This is a genomic window from Leifsonia sp. RCC_180, assembly GCF_058138205.1.
The window spans coordinates 1,701,681-1,719,521 of the sequence record NZ_CP200340.1; the positions used below are offsets into that span (position 1 = coordinate 1,701,681).

The 17,841-nt window shown below is 67.7% G+C and carries 23 protein-coding genes; 4 read left to right on the forward strand and 19 right to left on the reverse strand.

Annotated elements, in window-relative coordinates:
• On the reverse strand, window positions 1-1,851 hold the full coding sequence (gene glmS / locus AB7E03_RS08390) for a glutamine--fructose-6-phosphate transaminase (isomerizing) (protein WP_489940956.1): 1,851 nt from the start codon (window positions 1,849-1,851) through the stop codon (window positions 1-3).
• Between the two features lie 82 nt (window positions 1,852-1,933).
• Between glmS and coaA the strand changes: the two genes are divergently transcribed.
• Together coaA and AB7E03_RS08400 are read left to right on the forward strand one after the other, a co-directional pair.
• Window positions 1,934-2,872 carry a type I pantothenate kinase gene (gene coaA, locus AB7E03_RS08395; protein ID WP_489940958.1) on the forward strand — a complete coding sequence of 313 codons (939 nt, stop codon included), beginning with the start codon at window positions 1,934-1,936 and terminating at the stop codon, window positions 2,870-2,872.
• 94 nt (window positions 2,873-2,966) lie between these two features.
• Window positions 2,967-3,275 carry a helix-turn-helix domain-containing protein gene (locus AB7E03_RS08400; protein WP_489940960.1) on the forward strand — a complete coding sequence of 103 codons (309 nt, stop codon included), beginning with the start codon at window positions 2,967-2,969 and terminating at the stop codon, window positions 3,273-3,275.
• 9 nt (window positions 3,276-3,284) lie between these two features.
• Here the strand turns inward: AB7E03_RS08400 and glmM are convergent, their stop codons facing one another.
• Genes glmM through rplM form a run of 3 tightly spaced genes read right to left on the reverse strand, consistent with a single transcriptional unit; the run spans window position 3,285 to window position 5,675 of the window.
• Window positions 3,285-4,646 carry a phosphoglucosamine mutase gene (gene glmM / locus AB7E03_RS08405; RefSeq protein WP_489940962.1) on the reverse strand — a complete coding sequence of 454 codons (1,362 nt, stop codon included), beginning with the start codon at window positions 4,644-4,646 and terminating at the stop codon, window positions 3,285-3,287.
• Window positions 4,647-4,673: 27 nt separating this feature from the next.
• Entirely contained in the window at window positions 4,674-5,171 is a 498-nt protein-coding gene (rpsI, locus tag AB7E03_RS08410; RefSeq protein WP_441781366.1) for a 30S ribosomal protein S9, read from the reverse strand.
• A 57-nt stretch (window positions 5,172-5,228) separates the two neighbouring features.
• Window positions 5,229-5,675, reverse strand: a complete 447-nt coding sequence (gene rplM, locus AB7E03_RS08415) for a 50S ribosomal protein L13 (protein ID WP_441781365.1) — start codon at window positions 5,673-5,675, stop codon at window positions 5,229-5,231.
• Between the two features lie 257 nt (window positions 5,676-5,932).
• Here rplM and AB7E03_RS08420 point away from each other — a divergent pair, with 257 nt between their 5' ends.
• The gene (locus AB7E03_RS08420; RefSeq protein ID WP_489940965.1) at window positions 5,933-7,132 is read left to right on the forward strand and encodes a sensor histidine kinase; all 1,200 of its coding nucleotides are present in this window, start codon (window positions 5,933-5,935) and stop codon (window positions 7,130-7,132) included.
• Window positions 7,129-7,770: a response regulator transcription factor gene (locus tag AB7E03_RS08425; protein ID WP_489940967.1), complete on the forward strand. Its 642-nt coding sequence runs from the start codon at window positions 7,129-7,131 to the stop codon at window positions 7,768-7,770. Before AB7E03_RS08420 ends, AB7E03_RS08425 begins: the two co-directional genes overlap by 4 nt.
• A 9-nt stretch (window positions 7,771-7,779) precedes the next feature.
• On the opposite strand, the gene truA is transcribed toward AB7E03_RS08425, so the two are convergent.
• From truA to rplR, 15 genes are all read right to left on the reverse strand, one after another.
• A complete protein-coding gene (truA, locus tag AB7E03_RS08430; protein ID WP_489940969.1) occupies window positions 7,780-8,649 on the reverse strand; it encodes a tRNA pseudouridine(38-40) synthase TruA in 870 nt (289 codons plus the stop codon).
• Window positions 8,639-9,673 carry a GNAT family N-acetyltransferase gene (locus tag AB7E03_RS08435; protein WP_489940971.1) on the reverse strand — a complete coding sequence of 345 codons (1,035 nt, stop codon included), beginning with the start codon at window positions 9,671-9,673 and terminating at the stop codon, window positions 8,639-8,641. Before AB7E03_RS08435 ends, truA begins: the two co-directional genes overlap by 11 nt.
• A gap of 82 nt (window positions 9,674-9,755) precedes the next feature.
• Entirely contained in the window at window positions 9,756-10,331 is a 576-nt protein-coding gene (gene rplQ, locus AB7E03_RS08440; RefSeq protein WP_489940973.1) for a 50S ribosomal protein L17, read from the reverse strand.
• 55 nt (window positions 10,332-10,386) lie between these two features.
• Entirely contained in the window at window positions 10,387-11,385 is a 999-nt protein-coding gene (locus tag AB7E03_RS08445) for a DNA-directed RNA polymerase subunit alpha (RefSeq protein ID WP_018191943.1), read from the reverse strand.
• A 120-nt stretch (window positions 11,386-11,505) separates the two neighbouring features.
• Entirely contained in the window at window positions 11,506-11,904 is a 399-nt protein-coding gene (rpsK, locus tag AB7E03_RS08450) for a 30S ribosomal protein S11 (RefSeq protein WP_018191944.1), read from the reverse strand.
• Window positions 11,905-11,942: 38 nt separating this feature from the next.
• Window positions 11,943-12,317 (reverse strand): 30S ribosomal protein S13, encoded by a 375-nt coding sequence (rpsM, locus tag AB7E03_RS08455; protein WP_441781359.1) that lies wholly within the window; start codon window positions 12,315-12,317, stop codon window positions 11,943-11,945.
• A 140-nt stretch (window positions 12,318-12,457) separates the two neighbouring features.
• The gene (gene rpmJ, locus AB7E03_RS08460) at window positions 12,458-12,571 is read right to left on the reverse strand and encodes a 50S ribosomal protein L36 (RefSeq protein ID WP_018191946.1); all 114 of its coding nucleotides are present in this window, start codon (window positions 12,569-12,571) and stop codon (window positions 12,458-12,460) included.
• Between the two features lie 82 nt (window positions 12,572-12,653).
• The gene (infA, locus tag AB7E03_RS08465; RefSeq protein ID WP_011186713.1) at window positions 12,654-12,875 is read right to left on the reverse strand and encodes a translation initiation factor IF-1; all 222 of its coding nucleotides are present in this window, start codon (window positions 12,873-12,875) and stop codon (window positions 12,654-12,656) included.
• Window positions 12,876-13,048: 173 nt separating this feature from the next.
• Window positions 13,049-13,879, reverse strand: coding sequence for a type I methionyl aminopeptidase (gene map, locus AB7E03_RS08470; protein ID WP_489940979.1), 831 nt, complete (start codon window positions 13,877-13,879; stop codon window positions 13,049-13,051).
• Entirely contained in the window at window positions 13,879-14,493 is a 615-nt protein-coding gene (locus tag AB7E03_RS08475; protein ID WP_489940981.1) for an adenylate kinase, read from the reverse strand. The genes map and AB7E03_RS08475 overlap by 1 nt, the downstream gene beginning before the upstream one ends.
• The gene (gene secY / locus AB7E03_RS08480; RefSeq protein ID WP_441781356.1) at window positions 14,490-15,812 is read right to left on the reverse strand and encodes a preprotein translocase subunit SecY; all 1,323 of its coding nucleotides are present in this window, start codon (window positions 15,810-15,812) and stop codon (window positions 14,490-14,492) included. The genes AB7E03_RS08475 and secY overlap by 4 nt, the downstream gene beginning before the upstream one ends.
• 76 nt (window positions 15,813-15,888) lie before the next feature.
• A complete protein-coding gene (gene rplO / locus AB7E03_RS08485; protein WP_489940983.1) occupies window positions 15,889-16,575 on the reverse strand; it encodes a 50S ribosomal protein L15 in 687 nt (228 codons plus the stop codon).
• Window positions 16,575-16,760, reverse strand: coding sequence for a 50S ribosomal protein L30 (rpmD, locus tag AB7E03_RS08490; protein ID WP_064109770.1), 186 nt, complete (start codon window positions 16,758-16,760; stop codon window positions 16,575-16,577). Before rpmD ends, rplO begins: the two co-directional genes overlap by 1 nt.
• Entirely contained in the window at window positions 16,760-17,473 is a 714-nt protein-coding gene (rpsE, locus tag AB7E03_RS08495) for a 30S ribosomal protein S5 (protein ID WP_441781354.1), read from the reverse strand. The genes rpmD and rpsE overlap by 1 nt, the downstream gene beginning before the upstream one ends.
• A complete protein-coding gene (rplR, locus tag AB7E03_RS08500; RefSeq protein WP_441781353.1) occupies window positions 17,470-17,841 on the reverse strand; it encodes a 50S ribosomal protein L18 in 372 nt (123 codons plus the stop codon). Before rplR ends, rpsE begins: the two co-directional genes overlap by 4 nt.

A 17,841-nucleotide genomic window follows, 5' to 3' on the forward strand; every position in this document is an offset into this window, starting at 1 on the left:
TCACTCGACGGTGACGGACTTGGCCAGGTTGCGCGGCTGGTCGACGTCGAGACCCTTCGCCGCGGAGAGCTCCATGGCGAAGATCTGCAGCGGCACGACGGCGAGCAGCGGCTCGAAGAGCGGCGCAGCCAGCGGGATGCGGATGACCTCGTCGGCGAACGGCAGCACCGAGGCGTCGCCCGCCTCGGCGATCGCGATGACGCGGGCGCCGCGGGCGCGGATCTCCTGGATGTTCGACACGACCTTCTTGTGCAGCTCGTCCGACCAGCGCGGGCTCGGTACCACCACGAAGACCGGCTGACCGGGCTCGATGAGGGCGATCGGGCCGTGCTTCAGCTCACCGGCGGCGAAGCCCTCCGCGTGGATGTACGCCAGCTCCTTGAGCTTCAGCGCACCCTCCAGCGCGATCGGGTAGCCGACGTGACGGCCGAGGAAGAGGACGGAGCGCGTGTCCGACATCCACCGCGCAAGCTGGGCGATCTCGGCGTGCGACTCGAGCACGGTCGCGATCTTCGCCGGAACCGCCTGCAGCTCGTCGATGGCGTCGCGCTGCTGAGCGGTGGTGAGCGTGCCGCGCACCCGCGAGAGGTGCAGTCCGAAGAGATAGAGGGCCGTGATCTGCGCGACGAACGCCTTCGTCGAGGCGACGGCGACCTCGGGACCGGCGTGGGTGTACAGCGCGGCGTCCGACTCGCGCGGGATGGTCGCACCCTGCGTGTTGCAGACCGAGATGGCCTTTGCGCCGCCCTCGCGGGCGTACTTGACCGCCATCAGCGTGTCCATCGTCTCGCCCGACTGGCTGATCGAGATGACGAGCGTGCCCTCGGTCAGCACCGGCTCGCGGTAGCGGAACTCGTGGCTGAGCTCGACCGTCACGGGCACGCGGGCCCACTTCTCGATCGCGTAGCTGCCGACGATCCCGGCGTAGGCAGCGGTACCGCAGGCGATGATCGTGATGCGGTCGATGCCCGCGAAGTACTCGTCGCCGAGAGCGTCGAGCTCCGGGATGTGGACCGTCTCGCCGACCAGGCGGCCGCGCAGCGTGTTGGCGACCGCATCCGGCTCTTCGGCGATCTCCTTCGCCATGAACGACGACCATCCGCCCTTCTCGGCCGCGGAAGCATCCCACGCGACCTCGAACGGCTCCACCTCGACCGGCGCGCCGGCGAAGTCGGTCACCGTGACATCGTCCGGCGTGATGGTGACGATCTGGTCCTGCCCGATCGCCATCGCACGGCGGGTGTGCTCCACGAACGCCGCGACGTCGGAGCCGAGGAAGTTCTCGCCCTCGCCAAGCCCGATGACCAGCGGGGAGTTGCGGCGCGCGCCGACGACGACGTGCGGCTGGTCCTGGTGCATCGCCAGCAGCGTGAATGCGCCCTCGAGGCGCGAGACGACGCTCTGGAACGCCTGCGGCAGGTCGCCGGTGCGGCGGTACTCGCGGCCGAGCAGCACAGCAGCGACCTCGGTGTCGGTCTCCGACTCGAAGGCGAAGCCGTCGGCGAGCAACTCGTCCTTCAGCGTCGAGAAGTTCTCGATGATGCCGTTGTGGATGACGGCGAGACGCCCGTCGTCGCCCAGGTGCGGGTGCGCGTTCACGTCGGTCGGCCCGCCGTGCGTCGCCCAGCGGGTGTGACCGATGCCGGTCTGCCCGTTCGGAATCGGGTTCACCTGGAGGTCCTCGGTCAGCACCGAGAGCTTTCCGGCCTTCTTAGCCGTACCGAGGGCCCCGTCCGGGCCGATCACGGCGATGCCCGCGGAGTCGTATCCGCGGTACTCCAGGCGCTTCAGACCGCCGAGAAGCACCTCGAGGCTCTTGTCGGTACCGACGTACCCCACGATTCCACACATGCATGCGAGTCTAACGTGGGCCCGGGTGGGAGCCTGCTCGGAGCGCACCTGGACCTCGCCGCGCCCCTAGACTTGGTGCCCTATGGCAGAGAACGGCGACTCCTCCACTCCCTTCGTCGAGCTGAGCCGGACGGACTGGGCGGAACTGGCGGAGAACACCCGCCTTCCGCTGCAGGAGACGGAGATCGTGCAGCTGCGCGGGCTCGGCGACCCGCTCGACATGCGCGAGGTGGAGCAGGTCTACCTTCCGCTCAGCCGCCTCCTGAACCTCTACGTCGGGGGCACGAAGCAGCTGCACCGCGTCACCAGCGACTTCCTGGGCGAGCGCGCGGCGAGCACCCCCTTCGTCATCGGCGTGGCCGGCTCGGTCGCCGTCGGCAAATCGACGATCGCGCGTCTGCTGCGCGAGCTCCTCTCCCGGTGGGATGACACCCCCCGCGTCGAGCTGGTGACCACGGACGGCTTCCTCCTCCCCAACGACGAGCTGGAGCGGCGCGGCCTGATGGAGCGGAAGGGGTTCCCCGAGTCGTACGACCGGAAGGCGCTGCTCCGATTCGTCACCGCGATCAAGAGCGGGGCGCCGGAGGTGCGCGCGCCCTTCTACTCGCACCTCAGCTACGACATCGTGCCGGACGCGGAGATCGTCGTGCGACGTCCCGACGTGCTCATCGTCGAGGGCCTCAACGTGCTGCAGCCTGCCGGAGGCGGCAACCGTCTGGCCGTGAGCGATCTCTTCGATTTCAGCGTCTACGTGGATGCGCGCACCCGCGACATCGCCCGCTGGTACGAGGAGCGTTTCCTGAAGCTGCAGCGTGGTGCATTCGCGAACCCGAAGTCGTACTTCCACCGCTACTCGGAGCTGACGGAGGAGGAGGCGCGCGCCCGCGCCGCCACCATCTGGACGCGGATCAACGAGCCGAACCTGCTCCAGAACATCCGGCCGACGCGTTCACGAGCGAAGCTCGTCCTCCGCAAGGACGCGGACCACGCGGTCAGCTCCGTGTTGCTGCGGAAGCTCTGAGACTCCGAACCGATCTGGCTTTCAGACCACAGGCGCACATGGCGGGGGTCGTCAAGCTCTGGCCGGGGATGTGCGCATCCCGTATGCATGAGGCATGCCAGCACCACGCTCCCGCGCCGCACAGGTCTTCGGCCAGCGCGTGCGCGACGCACGGATCGCGCTCGGCATGAGCCAGGAGGACATCTCCAACCTGGCCGACATGCACGTGACGAACTACGGTCGTGTCGAGCGGGGCGAGGCCAACTCGGAGCTGCACACGATCGTGCGCATCGCGACGGCGCTGGACGTCGACCCCGGCGAGCTGCTGGCGGGCCTCTACGGCTCCGAGATGCTGCCGGATCGCACGCGCGCGTACTCCGTAGCCGACTTCATCGCGGCACGGCGGGCGCACGAGTCCCGCTGACGCCCAGCGTCAGAAGGCCAGCCGCTCCCGCACGACGTCCGCGAGCTCGCTAGCCAGACGTTCCGCGGTCTCCTGATCGGCCGCCTCCACCATCACGCGGACCAGCGGCTCGGTGCCGGAGGGGCGCAGCAGAACGCGCCCGCTGTCCCCGAGGGTGCTCTCGGCCGTCTTCACGGCGGTGCGGAGTCCCTCGTCGGTGTGGACGGCGTGGTGGTCGACGTTCTTCACGTTCACCATGACCTGCGGGTACACGGTCATCACTCGGGCGAGCTCGGCCAGCGACTTGCCCGTTCGGGCCATCTCGCTCAGCAGGTGCAGCCCGGTGAGGATGCCGTCGCCGGTGGTGGCGAACTCGCGCATGATGACGTGACCGGACTGCTCGCCGCCGAGGGAGTAGTCGTTCTGGTTCATCTCCTCGAGCACGTAGCGGTCGCCCACGGCGGTCTCGACGACCCGGATGCCGTTGTCGCGCATGGCCAGCTTCAGCCCGAGGTTGCTCATCACGGTGGCGACGAGGGTGTTGTCGCGCAGCTTGCCGCGTTCCTTCATCCCGACCGCGAGGATCGCCATGATCTGGTCGCCGTCGACGATGTTGCCCTCCGCGTCGACCGCGAGACAGCGGTCCGCGTCGCCGTCGTGAGCGATGCCGACATCGGCACCGGCCGCAAGCACAGCCCGGGAGAGGTTGTCGAGGTGGGTGGAGCCCACGCCGTCGTTGATGTTCATGCCGTCCGGCGCGTCGCCGATGACGGTGACGCGGGCACCCGCGTCCGTGAAGACTTCGGGCGAGATCCCGGCGGCGGCGCCGTGAGCGCAGTCGAGCACGACGTGGATGCCGTCGAGGCGGTGCGGCAGGCTCCCGAGCAGGTGGAGGACGTAGCGATCCTCTGCGTCGGCGAACCGGCGGATGCGACCGACGTGCGCGCCGGTCGGGGTCAGCTTCTCGAGATCGAGGTGCTGCTCGATGCGGTCCTCGACCACGTCGGGCAGCTTCGTCCCACCGCGGGCGAAGATCTTGATCCCGTTGTCGGGCGCCGGGTTGTGCGACGCGGACACCATCACGCCGAAGTCGGCGTCGAAGTCGGCGATCAGGAATGCCGCAGCGGGGGTGGGGATGACCCCGGCGTCGTAGACGTCGATGCCGGAGCTCGCGAGCCCGGCCGCGACCGCGGACGCGAGGAACTCGCCCGAGACCCGGGGGTCGCGGGCGACGATGGCCGTCGGGCGCTTGCCTGCGGCGCGGCGCGCCTCGGCGCTTCGGCCTTGCGTCAGTACAGCAGCAGCTGACTGCGCAAGGCCGAGCGCCAGGTCGGCAGTGAGACTTCCGTTCGCGAGACCGCGAACGCCGTCGGTTCCGAAAAGGCGAGGCATGAACCGAAGCCTAAACGCTCGCCAGCGTCAACGCTTGGAGAACTGCGACGCCTTGCGGGCCTTCTTGAGACCGGCCTTCTTGCGCTCGGTGACGCGGGCGTCACGGGTGAGGAAGCCGGCCTTCTTCAGGGTCGGACGGTTGTTGTCGCGGTCGATCTCGTTGAGGGCGCGCGCGATGGCGAGGCGCAGGGCGCCGGCCTGGCCGGAGGGGCCACCGCCGGTGATGCGGGCGACGACATCGTACGAGCCGAGCAGGTCGAGGACCTTGAACGGGTCGTTGATCAGCTGCTGGTGCAGCTTGTTGGGGAAGTAGTCGGCGAACTCACGGCCGTTGACCGTGATGCTGCCGGAACCCGGGACCAGGCGCACGCGCGCGATGGCCTCCTTGCGGCGGCCGACGGCCGCGCCGGGAACGGAGAGAACGGCGCGGGGCGCCGCCGGGGCCTCGGAGGCCGGGGTCTCGGTCGAGTAGGACTCGACGTTGTCGGCCTGGGCCGACTCGATGCTGTCTGCGATCTTCGCCACGATGGTGATAATCCTTTGGTCTCTATTAAGTCGTGAAGGTCTGCGTCGCCGGCGGGATTACTGGGCGACCTGGCCGAGCGTGTACGGCTTCGGCTGCTGTGCGGCGTGCGGGTGCTCGCTTCCGGTGTAGACCTTCAGCTTGCGGAGCTGGGCGCGACCGATGGAGTTCTTCGGCAGCATCCCGCGGACGGCCTTCTCGACGGCGCGAGTCGGGTTCTTCTCGAGGAGCTCGGCGTACGTGGTGGCCTTGAGGCCGCCCGGGTAGCCGGAGTGGCGGTAAGCCTTCTTCTGCAGCGCCTTCTGACCCGTCAGCGCGACCTTGTCGGCGTTGACGATGATGACGAAGTCGCCCATGTCCATGTGGGGGGCGAAGGTCGGCTTGTGCTTGCCGCGGAGGAGGGCCGCGGTGTGGCTGGCGAGACGGCCGAGCACGACGTCGGTCGCGTCGATGATGACCCAGTCGCGCTGGATCTCGTCTGCCTTCGGGGAATAGGTGCGCGTCACAGTAGTGGCTGCTTTCTGTCTCGAACGGAGGTGTTCGTGAATCCCGCTCCGTGGGGGTTCTCCTTCCGAAGGAAGGGAACCGGGCCGGTGGAGGGCTCACGTTCGCATGTCACGCCCGCAGTTGGGCGCGGACACCAAAGATCAATCGTACGCGAGAGCCGTACCCCTGGTCAAACCGGCTGAACTGCGCTCATCCCCAGGGCTGAAAGTTCGGCTCGGAGCGATGCTCGCTGCACGAACACCCCTACCGTGAAGCCATGGTATCGATTCTCCGGCGGCAGCTCTGGCTCATAGAGCCCCTGATCGCAATCGCCTTCTTTGTTTTCTGGGCGATCGGAGAGGTCGGGCACTATCAGCTCGTTCCGGGCCTCCTCCGTGGCAGTCTCCCGTTCTGGGTCGCTCTCGCCGGCCTCGCGGCCGCCATCGGGGTGTCCCGGCTGCAGCCCGTCGTCGCCATGGCCATCGGCACAGCCGTGCTGATCGGCCAACTCCTTGTTCCCACCGGCATCTTCGGGAATCCGATGGTCTACTCCGGGTATGCGATCGTGATCCTCGTCGTGTCCTCCACCGTGACCGGTCGCTGGCGCGCCGTCGCCCTGATCTTCTCCGTCGGGGCTGGGCTCTCTGCCGCCGGGCTGCTGTGCTGGGGGGTCGGCCTGGACTCGCGCAACCTGACGACCCGTACCTGGCTGTTCGCCTCTTTCGCCGCTGCGGGAGCGTTGCTGTGGCTGATCGGAACGCTGTACGGCGTCGCGCGGGAAAGGCGGGCGTCCGAGCGCGAGCTGGCCCACGCGTCCGCAGAGCTGCGCGCCGCCACTGCTGCCGCCACGGTCACGCAGGAGCGCGAGAGGATCGCCCAGGAAGTACACGACGTCATGGCGCATTCCCTGGCCGTGATCGTCGCTCAAGCCGACGGTGCCAGGTACCTCGCCGAGCAGCGTCCACAGGCGGTCGTCGGATCGCTCGAAGCCATCTCCGACGCCGCGCGCGACTCGCTCACCGACGTCCGCCTCCTGATCGAGAGCCTGGTCTCGACGCCGGAGGGCCATAGCACGCCGGATCTCGGCGCGCTCGAGGACCTGGTCGACCGGATGACGTCCGCCGGTCTCGCCGTCGAGCTCCAGCGTTTCGGCGACGTGCCCGACCTCTCCCCCGCCCAGCAACTCGCCGTCCACCGCATCGTCCAGGAATCGCTCACGAACGCTCTCCGTCATTCGGGAAGCGGAGCGCGCGCGAGGGTAGCCCTGGACGGGCGCGGGCCTGGGCTCGCCATCACCGTCGCCTCCCGCGGCGACCGCCCTCTGACGTCAGGCACGGAGGGACACGGAATCGGCGGAATGCGCGAGCGGGCGCGACTCGCCGGAGGCTGGCTCGAAGCCGGCCCCGATGACGACGCGGTCGAATTCGTGGTGACGGCCTTCATCCCCGAGGCTTCGCTCGCCGAGGCTGGCGAGTGAACCGCATCCGCGTCGCCATCGCCGACGATCAGCCGCTGTTCTGCTCCGGCATGGGGATGCTCATCGAGTCGCAGCCGGACCTCGAATTCGCCGGCTCGGCCGCCGACGGAGTCGACGCCGTCGAATTGGCCCGCATCGCGCATCCCGACGTCCTGCTCATGGACATCCGCATGCCACGGCTGGACGGCATCGCCGCCGCCGCCCGGATCCGGGAGGATCACGGCGATGCGGCGCCGCGCATCATCGTCCTGACCACGTTCGAGCGCGACGACGCGGTCGCCGCGGCGCTCCGAGCAGGAGCCGACGGCTTCATCCTCAAGGACAGCTCGCCGGAATTCGTCCTCGCGGCCGTCAGGACCGTACATGAAGGTCACACGGTCATCGCGCCGAAGCAGACGGCGGATCTGTTCAGGGGCGTGGCTCGACGACGCCCCGAGGCTCTCGCACCGCTCTCCGTGCGGGAGAAGGAGGTCTTCCTGCTGGCCGCGCGCGGTCTCGCGAACGCGGAGATCGGCCAGGCGGCGTTCATCGCGGAAGCGACGGTCAAGACGCACATCAGGAGCATCCTCGCCAAACTGTCGTTGAGCTCCCGCGTCCAATTGGTCGCGTTCGCCTACGAGAACGGACTGGTCCGCTGAGCTGGGCGGTCAGAGCTCCCGCAGTGCACGGGTGCGCTCTGCGCGCAGCGCCAACTCGGCGCCTTCGGGATATCCGACCTCCAGAAGGGTCAGACCGCGCGCCGGCATCACCTTGAAGGCGCTCGTGCGCTGCCGCTCGTCGCGCAGCGCCACGAGGTCCCCAGCACCCAGCTTGCCCTCCCCCACCTCGACGCACGCGCCGACGAGCGCGCGGACCATGCTGTGGCAGAACGCGTCTGCGGTGAGGTCGGCGACGAGGACCCCGTCGGGATCGCGCCGCCAGGCGAAGGCCTGCAGCGTGCGGATGGTCGTCGCACCCTCCCGCGCCTTGCAGTAGCTGGCGAAGTCGTGCAGGCCGAGCAGCCCGTGGGCGGCCATGTCCATGGCGTCGGCGTCGAGGTCGGAGGACACCCACGCGGTGCGGTGACGTTGCAACGGGTCGCGCAGCGAGGCGCGGTCCGCGACCCGGTACTCGTAGCGGCGCCACAGCGCCGAGAAGCGGGCGTCGAAGCCATCCGGCGCGAGGGATGCCGCCAGCACCACCACATCGGAGACCGGGCCCAGGATGCCGTTGAGCCTGCGGCCCAGCGCCTCCTCGGCGGAGAGCGGCGGACGCTTGCCGTGCGGTTTGCGCAGCACGGCCTCATGCTCGGGCGTGAGATCGACGTGGGCGACCTGGCCGACGGCGTGCACGCCCGCGTCCGTCCGGCCGGCCACCGTCAGGGTCGGAGCGTCGCCCGCGCGCCGGAAGATGGTCGCGAGGGCGTCCTCCAGCGTTCCCTGCACTGTGCGGAGACCCGGCTGGCGACCCCAGCCGGTGAAGTCGGTGCCCTGGTACGCGATGTCGAGCCGGTAGCGGCGCGACGAGTCAGTAGGCACGGACCAGACCCGTCTCCGCCTGCGTCGAGACGAAACCCATGCCCGTGTAGAGCCCGAGGGCCCCGGTCGGGTTCTGGGCGTCCACGTCCAGGGTCACCTTGTCGTACGCGCGCGCGGCGCACGCCTCGAGCACCGAGCGCAACAGCGACGGCGCGATGCGACGGCCGCGGAACGGCCGTGTCACGGCGACGGTGGAGACGTAGGCGCCCGTGTAGCCCTGACCGGGCCAGTCGTCCTCGTTCACGTCCGTGAGCAGCACACCGGCCACCTCGTCGCCGGCGAGCGCCACGAACGAGAGCTCGGGCACGAAGCTGCCGGAGACCAGCCCGGCGAACTGCTCGTCACTCAACGGCTGACTGCCCCAGTGGTCACGGAACGCGTCGTCGCGTGCGGCGTGCACGGCGCCCGCGAGCTCCGCGACGTACGGCACGATCCGCACATCCATCGTCGGGACCACCTCGGGGATGGGGTCCCGCAGGTCCCGCTCCATAGTGTGGAAGTAGCGGGCCACCTCGAAGCCGCCTGCGAGCAGCAGCCGCTCCCGGTCCGGCGCGCGCCTGTCGGCGTACCCGACCAACCAGCCCGGCAGGGTTTTGTCCGAAGCGGCGAGCTTCTGCTCGCCACGGCTCCGTTGCCACGCCAGCAGCTCGCGCCCGATCCCCCGCCCGCGGAATTCGGGATGCACGCCGCCGTTCATGAACTCCCGCACCAGCGACTCCTGCCGCGGCGGCTCCATCACGATGCCGACCGCGACCGCGCGTCCCTCGGCCGTGATGGCTAGCAGCGTGTCCTTCTCCAGGTCGATGAAGCTGTAACCCAGCTCCTCCTCGACCTCCTCGCGGGTCGTCACATAGTTCGGGTGATCCTGCGTGTCGATCGCGCGGTATACCTCGTGCACCGCCGCCGCATCCTGTGCCGTCACCGGCCGCCACTCGGCGATCAGCGGATGCTCCGGGCGGTGCAGGTCGGACAGCGGAACGCGGGCGCTCAGCGGCGGCAACGAGGCGTCGTCGGTCGAGGTCATGCTTCTCACCTTAGAAGACCCGGGAACGGCGAAGGCCCCGCATCACTCGGATGCGGGGCCCTCGGACGGCGAAGGAAGGGTGTTACGCCTTCTCCGCCTCGGTCTCGGCGTCGGTCTCACCGGCGGCGTCGGCGTCGGCGGTCGCGTCCTCGGCGACCTCAGCCTCAGCAGCGGCGGTCGCGGCGCTGGTCTCCTCGGTGCTGGTCTCCTCGGCCGGGGTCTCCTCGGCGGCAGGCGCCTCCTCGACCGGCGCAGCCGCGGCTGCCGAAGACGACTTCGTCGACTTCACCTTGGGGGTGACGGGCTCGAGCACGAGCTCGATCTGCACCATGGACGCGTTGTCGCCCTTGCGGAAACCGAGCTTCGTGATGCGGGTGTAGCCGCCCTCACGCTCGGCGACCAGCGGCGCGATCTGGGTGAAGAGCTCGTGGACCACGGTCTTGTCCTGGATCACAGCGAGGACGCGACGGCGAGCGTGCAGGTCGCCGCGCTTCGCGAACGTGATCAGACGCTCGGCCACGGGGCGCAGGCGCTTGGCCTTCGTCTCGGTGGTCTTGATGCTCTTGTGCGTGAAAAGCGCAGCGGCCAGGTTGGCGAGCATGAGGCGCTCGTGCGCCGGGCCGCCCCCGAGGCGGGGGCCCTTGGTGGGCTTAGGCATGATCGGTTATCTCCAGTGTTGAAAAGGTTCGATGGCGGGTCGGGAGAGACGCACCTCAGATGGTGGTGGACTCGTCCTCGTCGTAGCCGCTGTAGAAGTGGGCGCCGTCGAACCCGGGAACCGAGTCCTTCAGCGACAGGCCCATCTCCGTCAGCTTGTCCTTGACCTCATCCACCGACTTCTGACCGAAGTTGCGGATGTTCATGAGCTGCGTCTCCGACAGCGAGACGAGCTCGCTCACGGTGTTGATGCCCTCGCGCTTGAGGCAGTTGTACGAGCGGACCGACAGGTCGAGGTCTTCGATCGGCATCGACAGCTCGGAGCTGAGGACGGCGTCGACCGGCGCCGGGCCGATCTCGATGCCCTCGGCCGCGCTGTTGAGCTCGCGGGCCAGGCCGAACAGCTCAACCAGCGTGCGGCCGGCCGAAGCGATGGCGTCGCGCGGGCTGATCGCGGGCTTGGTCTCCACGTCCACGACCAGACGGTCGAAGTCGGTGCGCTCACCGGCACGGGTGGCCTCGACGCGGTAGGTGACCTTGAGCACCGGCGAGTAGATCGAGTCGATCGGGATCTGGCCCGCCTCGCTGTACTCGTTGCGGTTCTGCTGGGCCGAGACGTACCCGCGGCCGCGCTCGATGGTCAGCTCGACCTCGAACTTCGCCTTGTCGTTGAGCGTCGCGATGACGAGCTCGGGGTTGTGGATCTCCACACCGGCCGGAGCCGAGATGTCGGCGGCGGTGACCTGACCGGCACCCGTCTTGCGGAGGTACGCGGTGATCGGCTCGTCGTGCTCGCTCGAGACGACCAGACCCTTGATGTTCAGGATGATCTCGGTGACATCCTCCTTTACACCCGGGACGGTGCTGAACTCGTGCAGCACACCGTCGATGCGGATGCTCGTCACGGCGGCGCCGGGGATCGAGGAGAGGAGGGTGCGACGCAGGGAGTTGCCGAGGGTGTAACCGAAGCCCGGCTCGAGCGGCTCGATGACGAACCGCGAGCGGAACTCGGAGATGTTCTCTTCGGTGAGCGTAGGACGCTGTGCAATGAGCACTATTGATTCCTTCCGGCTAAGTGTCCGCTATATGACACTTGCTTCTACTGAGGGGGTGTTCGTCACGCCGCCAGGCGGCGGCCCGCATCGGACCGCCGCCTGCGGCGTACGCGAAGAGAATTAGACGCGACGGCGCTTCGGCGGGCGGCAGCCGTTGTGCGCCTGCGGGGTGACGTCGTTGATCGAGCCCACCTCGAGGCCGGCGGCCTGAAGCGAGCGGATCGCGGTCTCACGACCCGATCCGGGGCCCTTGACGAAGACGTCGACCTTCTTCATGCCGTGCTCCTGCGCCTGACGCGCAGCCGACTCGGCCGCGAGCTGCGCCGCGAACGGGGTCGACTTGCGGGAGCCCTTGAAACCGACGCCGCCGGACGAAGCCCAGCTGATGACCGCACCGGTGGTGTCGGTGATCGAGACGATGGTGTTGTTGAACGTGCTCTTGATGTGGGCCTGGCCCACAGCGATGTTCTTCTTTTCTTTCTTACGCGGCTTACGAGCGGCCGACTTGGGTGCTGCCATTTCTTCTCCTGAATCCTAAGAGCGTGAGCCCGCGGGCCTTAGCGCGCCTTCTTCTTGCCGGCCACGGTGCGCTTCGGACCCTTGCGGGTACGTGCGTTCGTCTTGGTGCGCTGGCCGCGGACCGGGAGGCCCTTGCGGTGGCGGATACCCTCGTAGCTGCCGATCTCGACCTTGCGACGGATGTCGGCGGCGACCTCGCGGCGGAGGTCACCCTCGACCTTGAAGCTTCCCTCGATGAAGTCGCGAAGGGCGACGAGCTGCTCGTCGGTCAGGTCCTTGACGCGGATGTCGCCGGAGATCCCGGTCTCGCGCAAGGTCTGCAGCGCACGAGTGCGCCCGACGCCGTAGATGTAGGTGAGTGCGACCTCCACGCGCTTTTCGCGCGGGATGTCGACGCCTGCTAGACGTGCCATGTGTTGGCTTCTCCTGTATTGAGTGGAGGTCTTCAGCAGTCCCGGTGCCCCGGCCTCCTCCGGGGGTGTCCCCCGCTTCCCTGTCAGGGAGTCGGGTTCTGGGATTGCCTTCTTGTTATTCGGTCACGCGTTCTCTGCGATCAGCCCTGGCGCTGCTTGTGGCGCGGGTTCTCGCAGATGACCATGACCCGGCCGTTGCGACGGATGACCTTGCACTTGTCGCAGATCCTCTTGACGGAGGGGTTCACCTTCATGAGTGTTTCTTTACCTTTGTTCGCTGTCCTCGTACCTCGCCGGGGGCAACCCGATGGCGAGGCCGTTACTTACAGCAGACCCTTACTTGTAGCGGTAGACGATCCGGCCGCGTGTCAGATCGTAAGGGCTCAGCTCTACGATCACGCGGTCCTCGGGGAGGATGCGGATGTAGTGCTGGCGCATCTTGCCGGAGATATGGGCAAGAACCTTGTGACCGTTCGTCAGCTCGACGCGGAACATCGCGTTGGGAAGAGCTTCGATCACGGATCCTTCGATCTCGATGACACCGTCTTTTTTGGCCATAGCCTCACTGTCGCTAAAAGTCGTGGTTTGCTGGTCGTGCGTTACTGGCGGAAGACACGGAGAAAACGCGCCTAAGACACCAAGGATCTATCTTATGGGAAAGGGAGCGTCTTCGCCAATCGGAGTGTATGATCCTCCGCCGCTCTGGGCGAACACCGCCCTCAGCGCTCCGATCACGGGATCGGCACCGGCGTCACACCGAACGGCGCGAGGCCTTCCGCCCCGCCGTCCTGGGCGGTCAGGACCCAGATGCCGTTCGCGTGGACGGCGACGCTGTGCTCCCAGTGGGCGGCGGCGGAGCCGTCCTCGGTTGCGACGGTCCAGCCGTCGTCCTTCACGTATGTCTCCTGCGAACCGCGGACCACCATCGGCTCGATGGCGACCACGAGTCCCGGGCGCACCTCCGGACCCTTGGCGCGGACGCTGTAGTTGAACACCGGAGGCTCCTCGTGCATCCGGCGCCCGATCCCGTGCCCGATGTAGTCGGTGAGGATGCCGAAGTCGCCCCGCGACAGGATGTACTCCTCGATCGCATCGCCGACCTCGTTGAGGTAGCGGGCCGACGCGAGCGTCGCGATCCCGCGCCACAGCGACTGTTCGGTGACGTCTGAGAGCAGCTGCCGGTCGGAGACCCGCTCGGGCTGCGCCGGGTCGGGCAGTACGAACGTGCGCGCTGCATCCCCGTTCCACCCGCCCAGAATGGCTCCGCTGTCGACCGACAGGATGTCGCCGGGCTCCAGGATGCGCGAGCCGGGAATGCCGTGGACGACCTCGTCATTCACCGAGGCGCAGATCGTGTGGTGGTAACCGGGCTCCAGCTTGAAGTTCGAAGCGCCGCCGGCCTCGACGATCGCACGCTCGGCGAGCGCGTCGAGTTCGAGAGTCGAGACCCCCGGGGCGACCGCGGCCGCGACCGCGTCGAGGGACGCCGCGGTCGCCCGCCCGGGCGCGACCATGTCGCGCAACTGGGAGGGCGTCTTGTAGATGGACCTCTTGAAGACCACTATGCGACTGATTCGCCCGTCGAGGCGCCGGCGACGGGGTGAATGCCGCGCTCGGTCAGTGCGGAGGTGATGCGCTCGGCGACCTCGTCCATCGCGCCCAGACCGTCGACCGGGACGAGGAGCCCGCGGTCGCGGTACACCTCGATGAGCGGCGACGTCTCGCGCAGGTAGACCTGCTGGCGGTGACGGATGGCCTCTTCGGAGTCGTCCGCACGGCCCTGTTCCTGAGCGCGCTTGGTGAGCCGCTGGACGATCTCGTCCTGGTCCGCGGTCAGCTGGATGACCGCATCCAGCTTCTGCCCCTTCCCTGCGAGCAACTGGTCGAGGTAATCGACCTGGGCGAGCGTTCGGGGGTAGCCGTCGAGGAGGAAGCCGTTCTTCGCGTCGTCCTCGTCGAGGCGGGCAGCCACGAGCTCGTTCGTCAGCGTGTCCGGGACATAGTCCCCCGCATCCACGATCGCCTTGACCTGCACACCGAGCGGGGTCTCGTTCTTGATGTTCGCCCGGAAGATGTCGCCGGTGGAGATGTCGGGGATCCCATAAGTGGAGGTGATGCGGGAGGCCTGAGTGCCCTTGCCCGCTCCGGGAGGACCGACGATCAGCATTCGGCTCAACGCAGAAGCCCTTCGTAATGCCGCTGCTGGAGCTGGGAGTCGATCTGCTTGACCGTCTCCAGCCCGACACCGACGATGATCAGGATGGACGTACCGCCGAACATGAAGTTCTGGCTTGCGCCGATCAACGCGAATGCGACAAGGGGTATCAGCGCGATGATGCCCAGATAGAAGGAACCGGGCAGGGTGACCCGCGTGAGCACGTAGTCGAGGTACTCGGCCGTCGGGCGGCCCGCGCGGATACCCGGGATGAAGCCGCCGTACTTCTTCATGTTGTCCGCGACCTCCTCCGGGTTGAAGGTGATCGCCACGTAGAAGTAGGTGAACCCGACGATCAGGAGGAAGTAGAGCAGCATGTAGAGCGGGTGATCGCCCTTGGTCAGGTAGTTCGTGATCCAGGTCACCCAGGGGGCAGGAGCCTTGCCTGCGGCGGGCTGGTTGAACTGCGCGATCAGTGCGGGCAGGTACAGCAGCGACGACGCGAAGATGACGGGCACGACGCCGGCCATGTTCACCTTGATCGGGATGTACGTGTTGTTGCCGCCGTAGGTGCGGCGCCCGACCATTCGTTTGGCGTACTGCACGGGGATGCGCCGCTGCGACTGCTCGACGAAGACCACGCCCATGACGATGAGCAACCCGATCGCGATCACGACCAGCAGGATCTCGATGCCCTGCGACTGCCCGACGGCCCAGAGGGAGGACGGGAACTGCGCGGCGATCGAGGTGAAGATCAGGAGCGACATGCCGTTGCCGATGCCGCGCTCGGTCACGAGCTCGCCCATCCACATGATGAGGCCGGTGCCGGCGGTCATGGTGATGACCATGAGCATGATCGCGTACCACGAGTCGTCCGTGATGAGCTGCGTGCACTGTGAGACGGCGGTGGTGCCGAACAGCGCACCGCTGCGGGCGACGGTGATGAGGGTCGTCGACTGGAGGACGCCCAGCGCGATCGTGAGGTAGCGCGTGTACTGCGTCAGCTTGGCCTGACCGGCCTGGCCCTCCTTGTAGAGGGTCTCGAAGCGCGGGATGACCACGCGCAGCAGCTGCACGATGATCGACGCGGTGATGTACGGCATGATGCCGAGCGCGAAGATCGAGAGTTTGAGGAGCGCGCCGCCGGAGAACAAGTTCACCAGCGAGTACAGGCCGGAGGTGTCCTGGTTCGCGTTCAGACAGGTTTGCACGTTGCCGAAGTCGACGAACGGCGCCGGGATGAAAGACCCCAGACGGAACAGGGCGATGATGCCCAGCGTGAAGAAGATCTTCCGGCGAAGATCCGGGGTGCGGAAGATCCGCCCAACGGCGCTAAACAATGCTGCGTCCTGCTTTCGTAAGAGTCAGTCGGGTGGCCGGTCTCCCGGCCACCCGACTGAACTGCTCGACGGGTGGCTACTTGACGGAACCACCAGCGGCGACGATCTTCTGCTCGGCGGAGCCGGAGACCTTGTCGACCGCAACGATCAGCTTAACCGCAATGTCCCCGTTGCCGAGAACCTTGACCTTTTCGTTCTTGCGAACGGCTCCCTTGGAGACGAGGTCCGCGACGGTGACGTCACCGCCGGACGGGTACAGCTCGGCGAGCTTCTCCAGGTTCACGACCTGGTACTCGACCCGGAACGGGTTCTTGAAGCCGCGCAGCTTCGGCGCACGCATGTGCATCGGAAGCTGGCCGCCCTGAAAGCCCGGACGGACCTGGTAGCGCGCCTTGGTGCCCTTGGTACCACGGCCGGCCGTCTTACCCTTGGAACCCTCACCGCGTCCGACGCGGGTCTTGTCCTTCTTGGATCCGGCGGCAGGGCGCAGGTGGTGCACCTTGAGGACCTGCTCGCGGGGCTCCGCGACATCCTTCTTGGCCGAAGCCTTGGAGGACGCCTTGGGCGCCACGGTCTCGTCCTTCGAGGAGGCGGCGGCCTTGTCGGCGGAGGCCGAAGCCGTCGCCTTCTTGGCCGGAGCCTTCTTCGCGGTGCTCTTCTCAGAGGTCGCCTTGTCGGCGGCCTTCGTGCTCGCGGCCTTGGTCGCGGGCTTCTTGGCGGCCGGCTTCTCAGCGGCCTCGGTGGTGGCCTTCTCTTCAGCCATTAGTCAATCTCCTCGACCTTCACCAGGTGGGCGACGGTGTTGACGTACCCACGGTTCTGCGGGTTGTCCTCGCGGACGACGACGTCACCGATGCGCTTCAGACCCAGACTGCGCAGCGTGTCGCGCTGGTTCTGCTTCTCGCTCACTTTCGACTTGATCTGCGTGATCTTCAGACGCGCAGCCATCAGGAACCTGCCTTAGCGGTCGCGGCGGCCTCGGCCAGCGCTGCCTCGGTGCGAAGCAGGCGCGCCGGGGCGACCTGGTCGTAGTCGAGACCGCGGCGGGCAGCCACGGCACGGGGCTCCTCGAGCTGCTTCAGCGCCTCGACGGTCGCGTGCACGATGTTGATCGTGTTCGACGAGCCGAGCGACTTGCTCAGGACGTCGTGGATCCCGGCGCACTCCAGCACGGCGCGGACCGGACCACCGGCGATAACACCGGTACCGGCAGCAGCCGGACGCAGGAGGACCACACCGGCGGCGGCCTCACCCTGCACCGGGTGCGGGATGGTGTTGCCGACGCGCGGGACGCGGAAGAAGTTCTTCTTCGCCTCCTCGACGCCCTTCGAGATCGCCAGCGGCACCTCGCGGGCCTTGCCGTAGCCGACGCCCACCAGACCGTTGCCGTCGCCGACGACCACGAGAGCGGTGAAGCTGAAGCGACGACCACCCTTCACGACCTTCGAGACGCGGTTGATGGTGACGACGCGCTCCAGGAACTGGCTCTTGTCGGCGTCACGGCTGCCACGGTCGCGGTTGGGGTTGCGCTCGCGGCCACCACGGCGCGGCTCGCGCTCAGTCCGGGTGTTGTTGTCGGTGCCCGCAGCGGTCTCGACCGGCTGCGCGCTGTCCGTTACCTGATCGGCCACGGTCTGCTCCTTGTTGTTCTCGTCGCTCACAGGTTCAGTCCACCCTCTCGAGCGCCCTCGGCGACAGCGGCGACGCGACCCGCGTACTTGCTGCCTCCACGGTCGAACACGACGGCCTCGATACCGGCGCTCTTCGCGCGCTCGGCGACGAGCTCTCCGACCTTGCGAGCCTTGGCGGTCTTGTCACCGTCGAAGGTGCGCAGGTCCGCTTCCATGGTCGACGCGGAGGCCAGCGTGTGACCCTGCGCGTCGTCGACGACCTGCACGAAGACGTGACGGGCCGAACGGTTCACGACCAGGCGCGGGCGAGCCGCGGTGCCCTCGATCTTCTTGCGAAGGCGGGTGTGACGGCGGTCGCGAGCGGCCGCCTTGCTCTTTCCTCTGGTACCCAGAGCCAT

Excerpts from the sequence above, each read along its gene's own strand:
- glmS (WP_489940956.1), bottom strand. The coding sequence starts at position 1,851 with ATGTGTGGAATCGTGGGGTACGTCGGTACCGACAAGAGCCTCGAGGTG.
- coaA (WP_489940958.1), top strand. The coding sequence starts at position 1,934 with ATGGCAGAGAACGGCGACTCCTCCACTCCCTTCGTCGAGCTGAGCCGG.
- AB7E03_RS08400 (WP_489940960.1), top strand. The coding sequence starts at position 2,967 with ATGCCAGCACCACGCTCCCGCGCCGCACAGGTCTTCGGCCAGCGCGTG.
- glmM (WP_489940962.1), bottom strand. The coding sequence starts at position 4,646 with ATGCCTCGCCTTTTCGGAACCGACGGCGTTCGCGGTCTCGCGAACGGA.
- AB7E03_RS08420 (WP_489940965.1), top strand. The coding sequence starts at position 5,933 with ATGGTATCGATTCTCCGGCGGCAGCTCTGGCTCATAGAGCCCCTGATC.
- AB7E03_RS08435 (WP_489940971.1), bottom strand. The coding sequence starts at position 9,673 with ATGACCTCGACCGACGACGCCTCGTTGCCGCCGCTGAGCGCCCGCGTT.
- rplQ (WP_489940973.1), bottom strand. The coding sequence starts at position 10,331 with ATGCCTAAGCCCACCAAGGGCCCCCGCCTCGGGGGCGGCCCGGCGCAC.
- rpsK (WP_018191944.1), bottom strand. The coding sequence starts at position 11,904 with ATGGCAGCACCCAAGTCGGCCGCTCGTAAGCCGCGTAAGAAAGAAAAG.
- rpsM (WP_441781359.1), bottom strand. The coding sequence starts at position 12,317 with ATGGCACGTCTAGCAGGCGTCGACATCCCGCGCGAAAAGCGCGTGGAG.
- rpmJ (WP_018191946.1), bottom strand. The coding sequence starts at position 12,571 with ATGAAGGTGAACCCCTCCGTCAAGAGGATCTGCGACAAGTGCAAGGTC.
- infA (WP_011186713.1), bottom strand. The coding sequence starts at position 12,875 with ATGGCCAAAAAAGACGGTGTCATCGAGATCGAAGGATCCGTGATCGAA.
- rplO (WP_489940983.1), bottom strand. The coding sequence starts at position 16,575 with ATGGCTGAAGAGAAGGCCACCACCGAGGCCGCTGAGAAGCCGGCCGCC.
- rpmD (WP_064109770.1), bottom strand. The coding sequence starts at position 16,760 with ATGGCTGCGCGTCTGAAGATCACGCAGATCAAGTCGAAAGTGAGCGAG.
- rplR (WP_441781353.1), bottom strand. The coding sequence starts at position 17,841 with ATGGCTCTGGGTACCAGAGGAAAGAGCAAGGCGGCCGCTCGCGACCGC.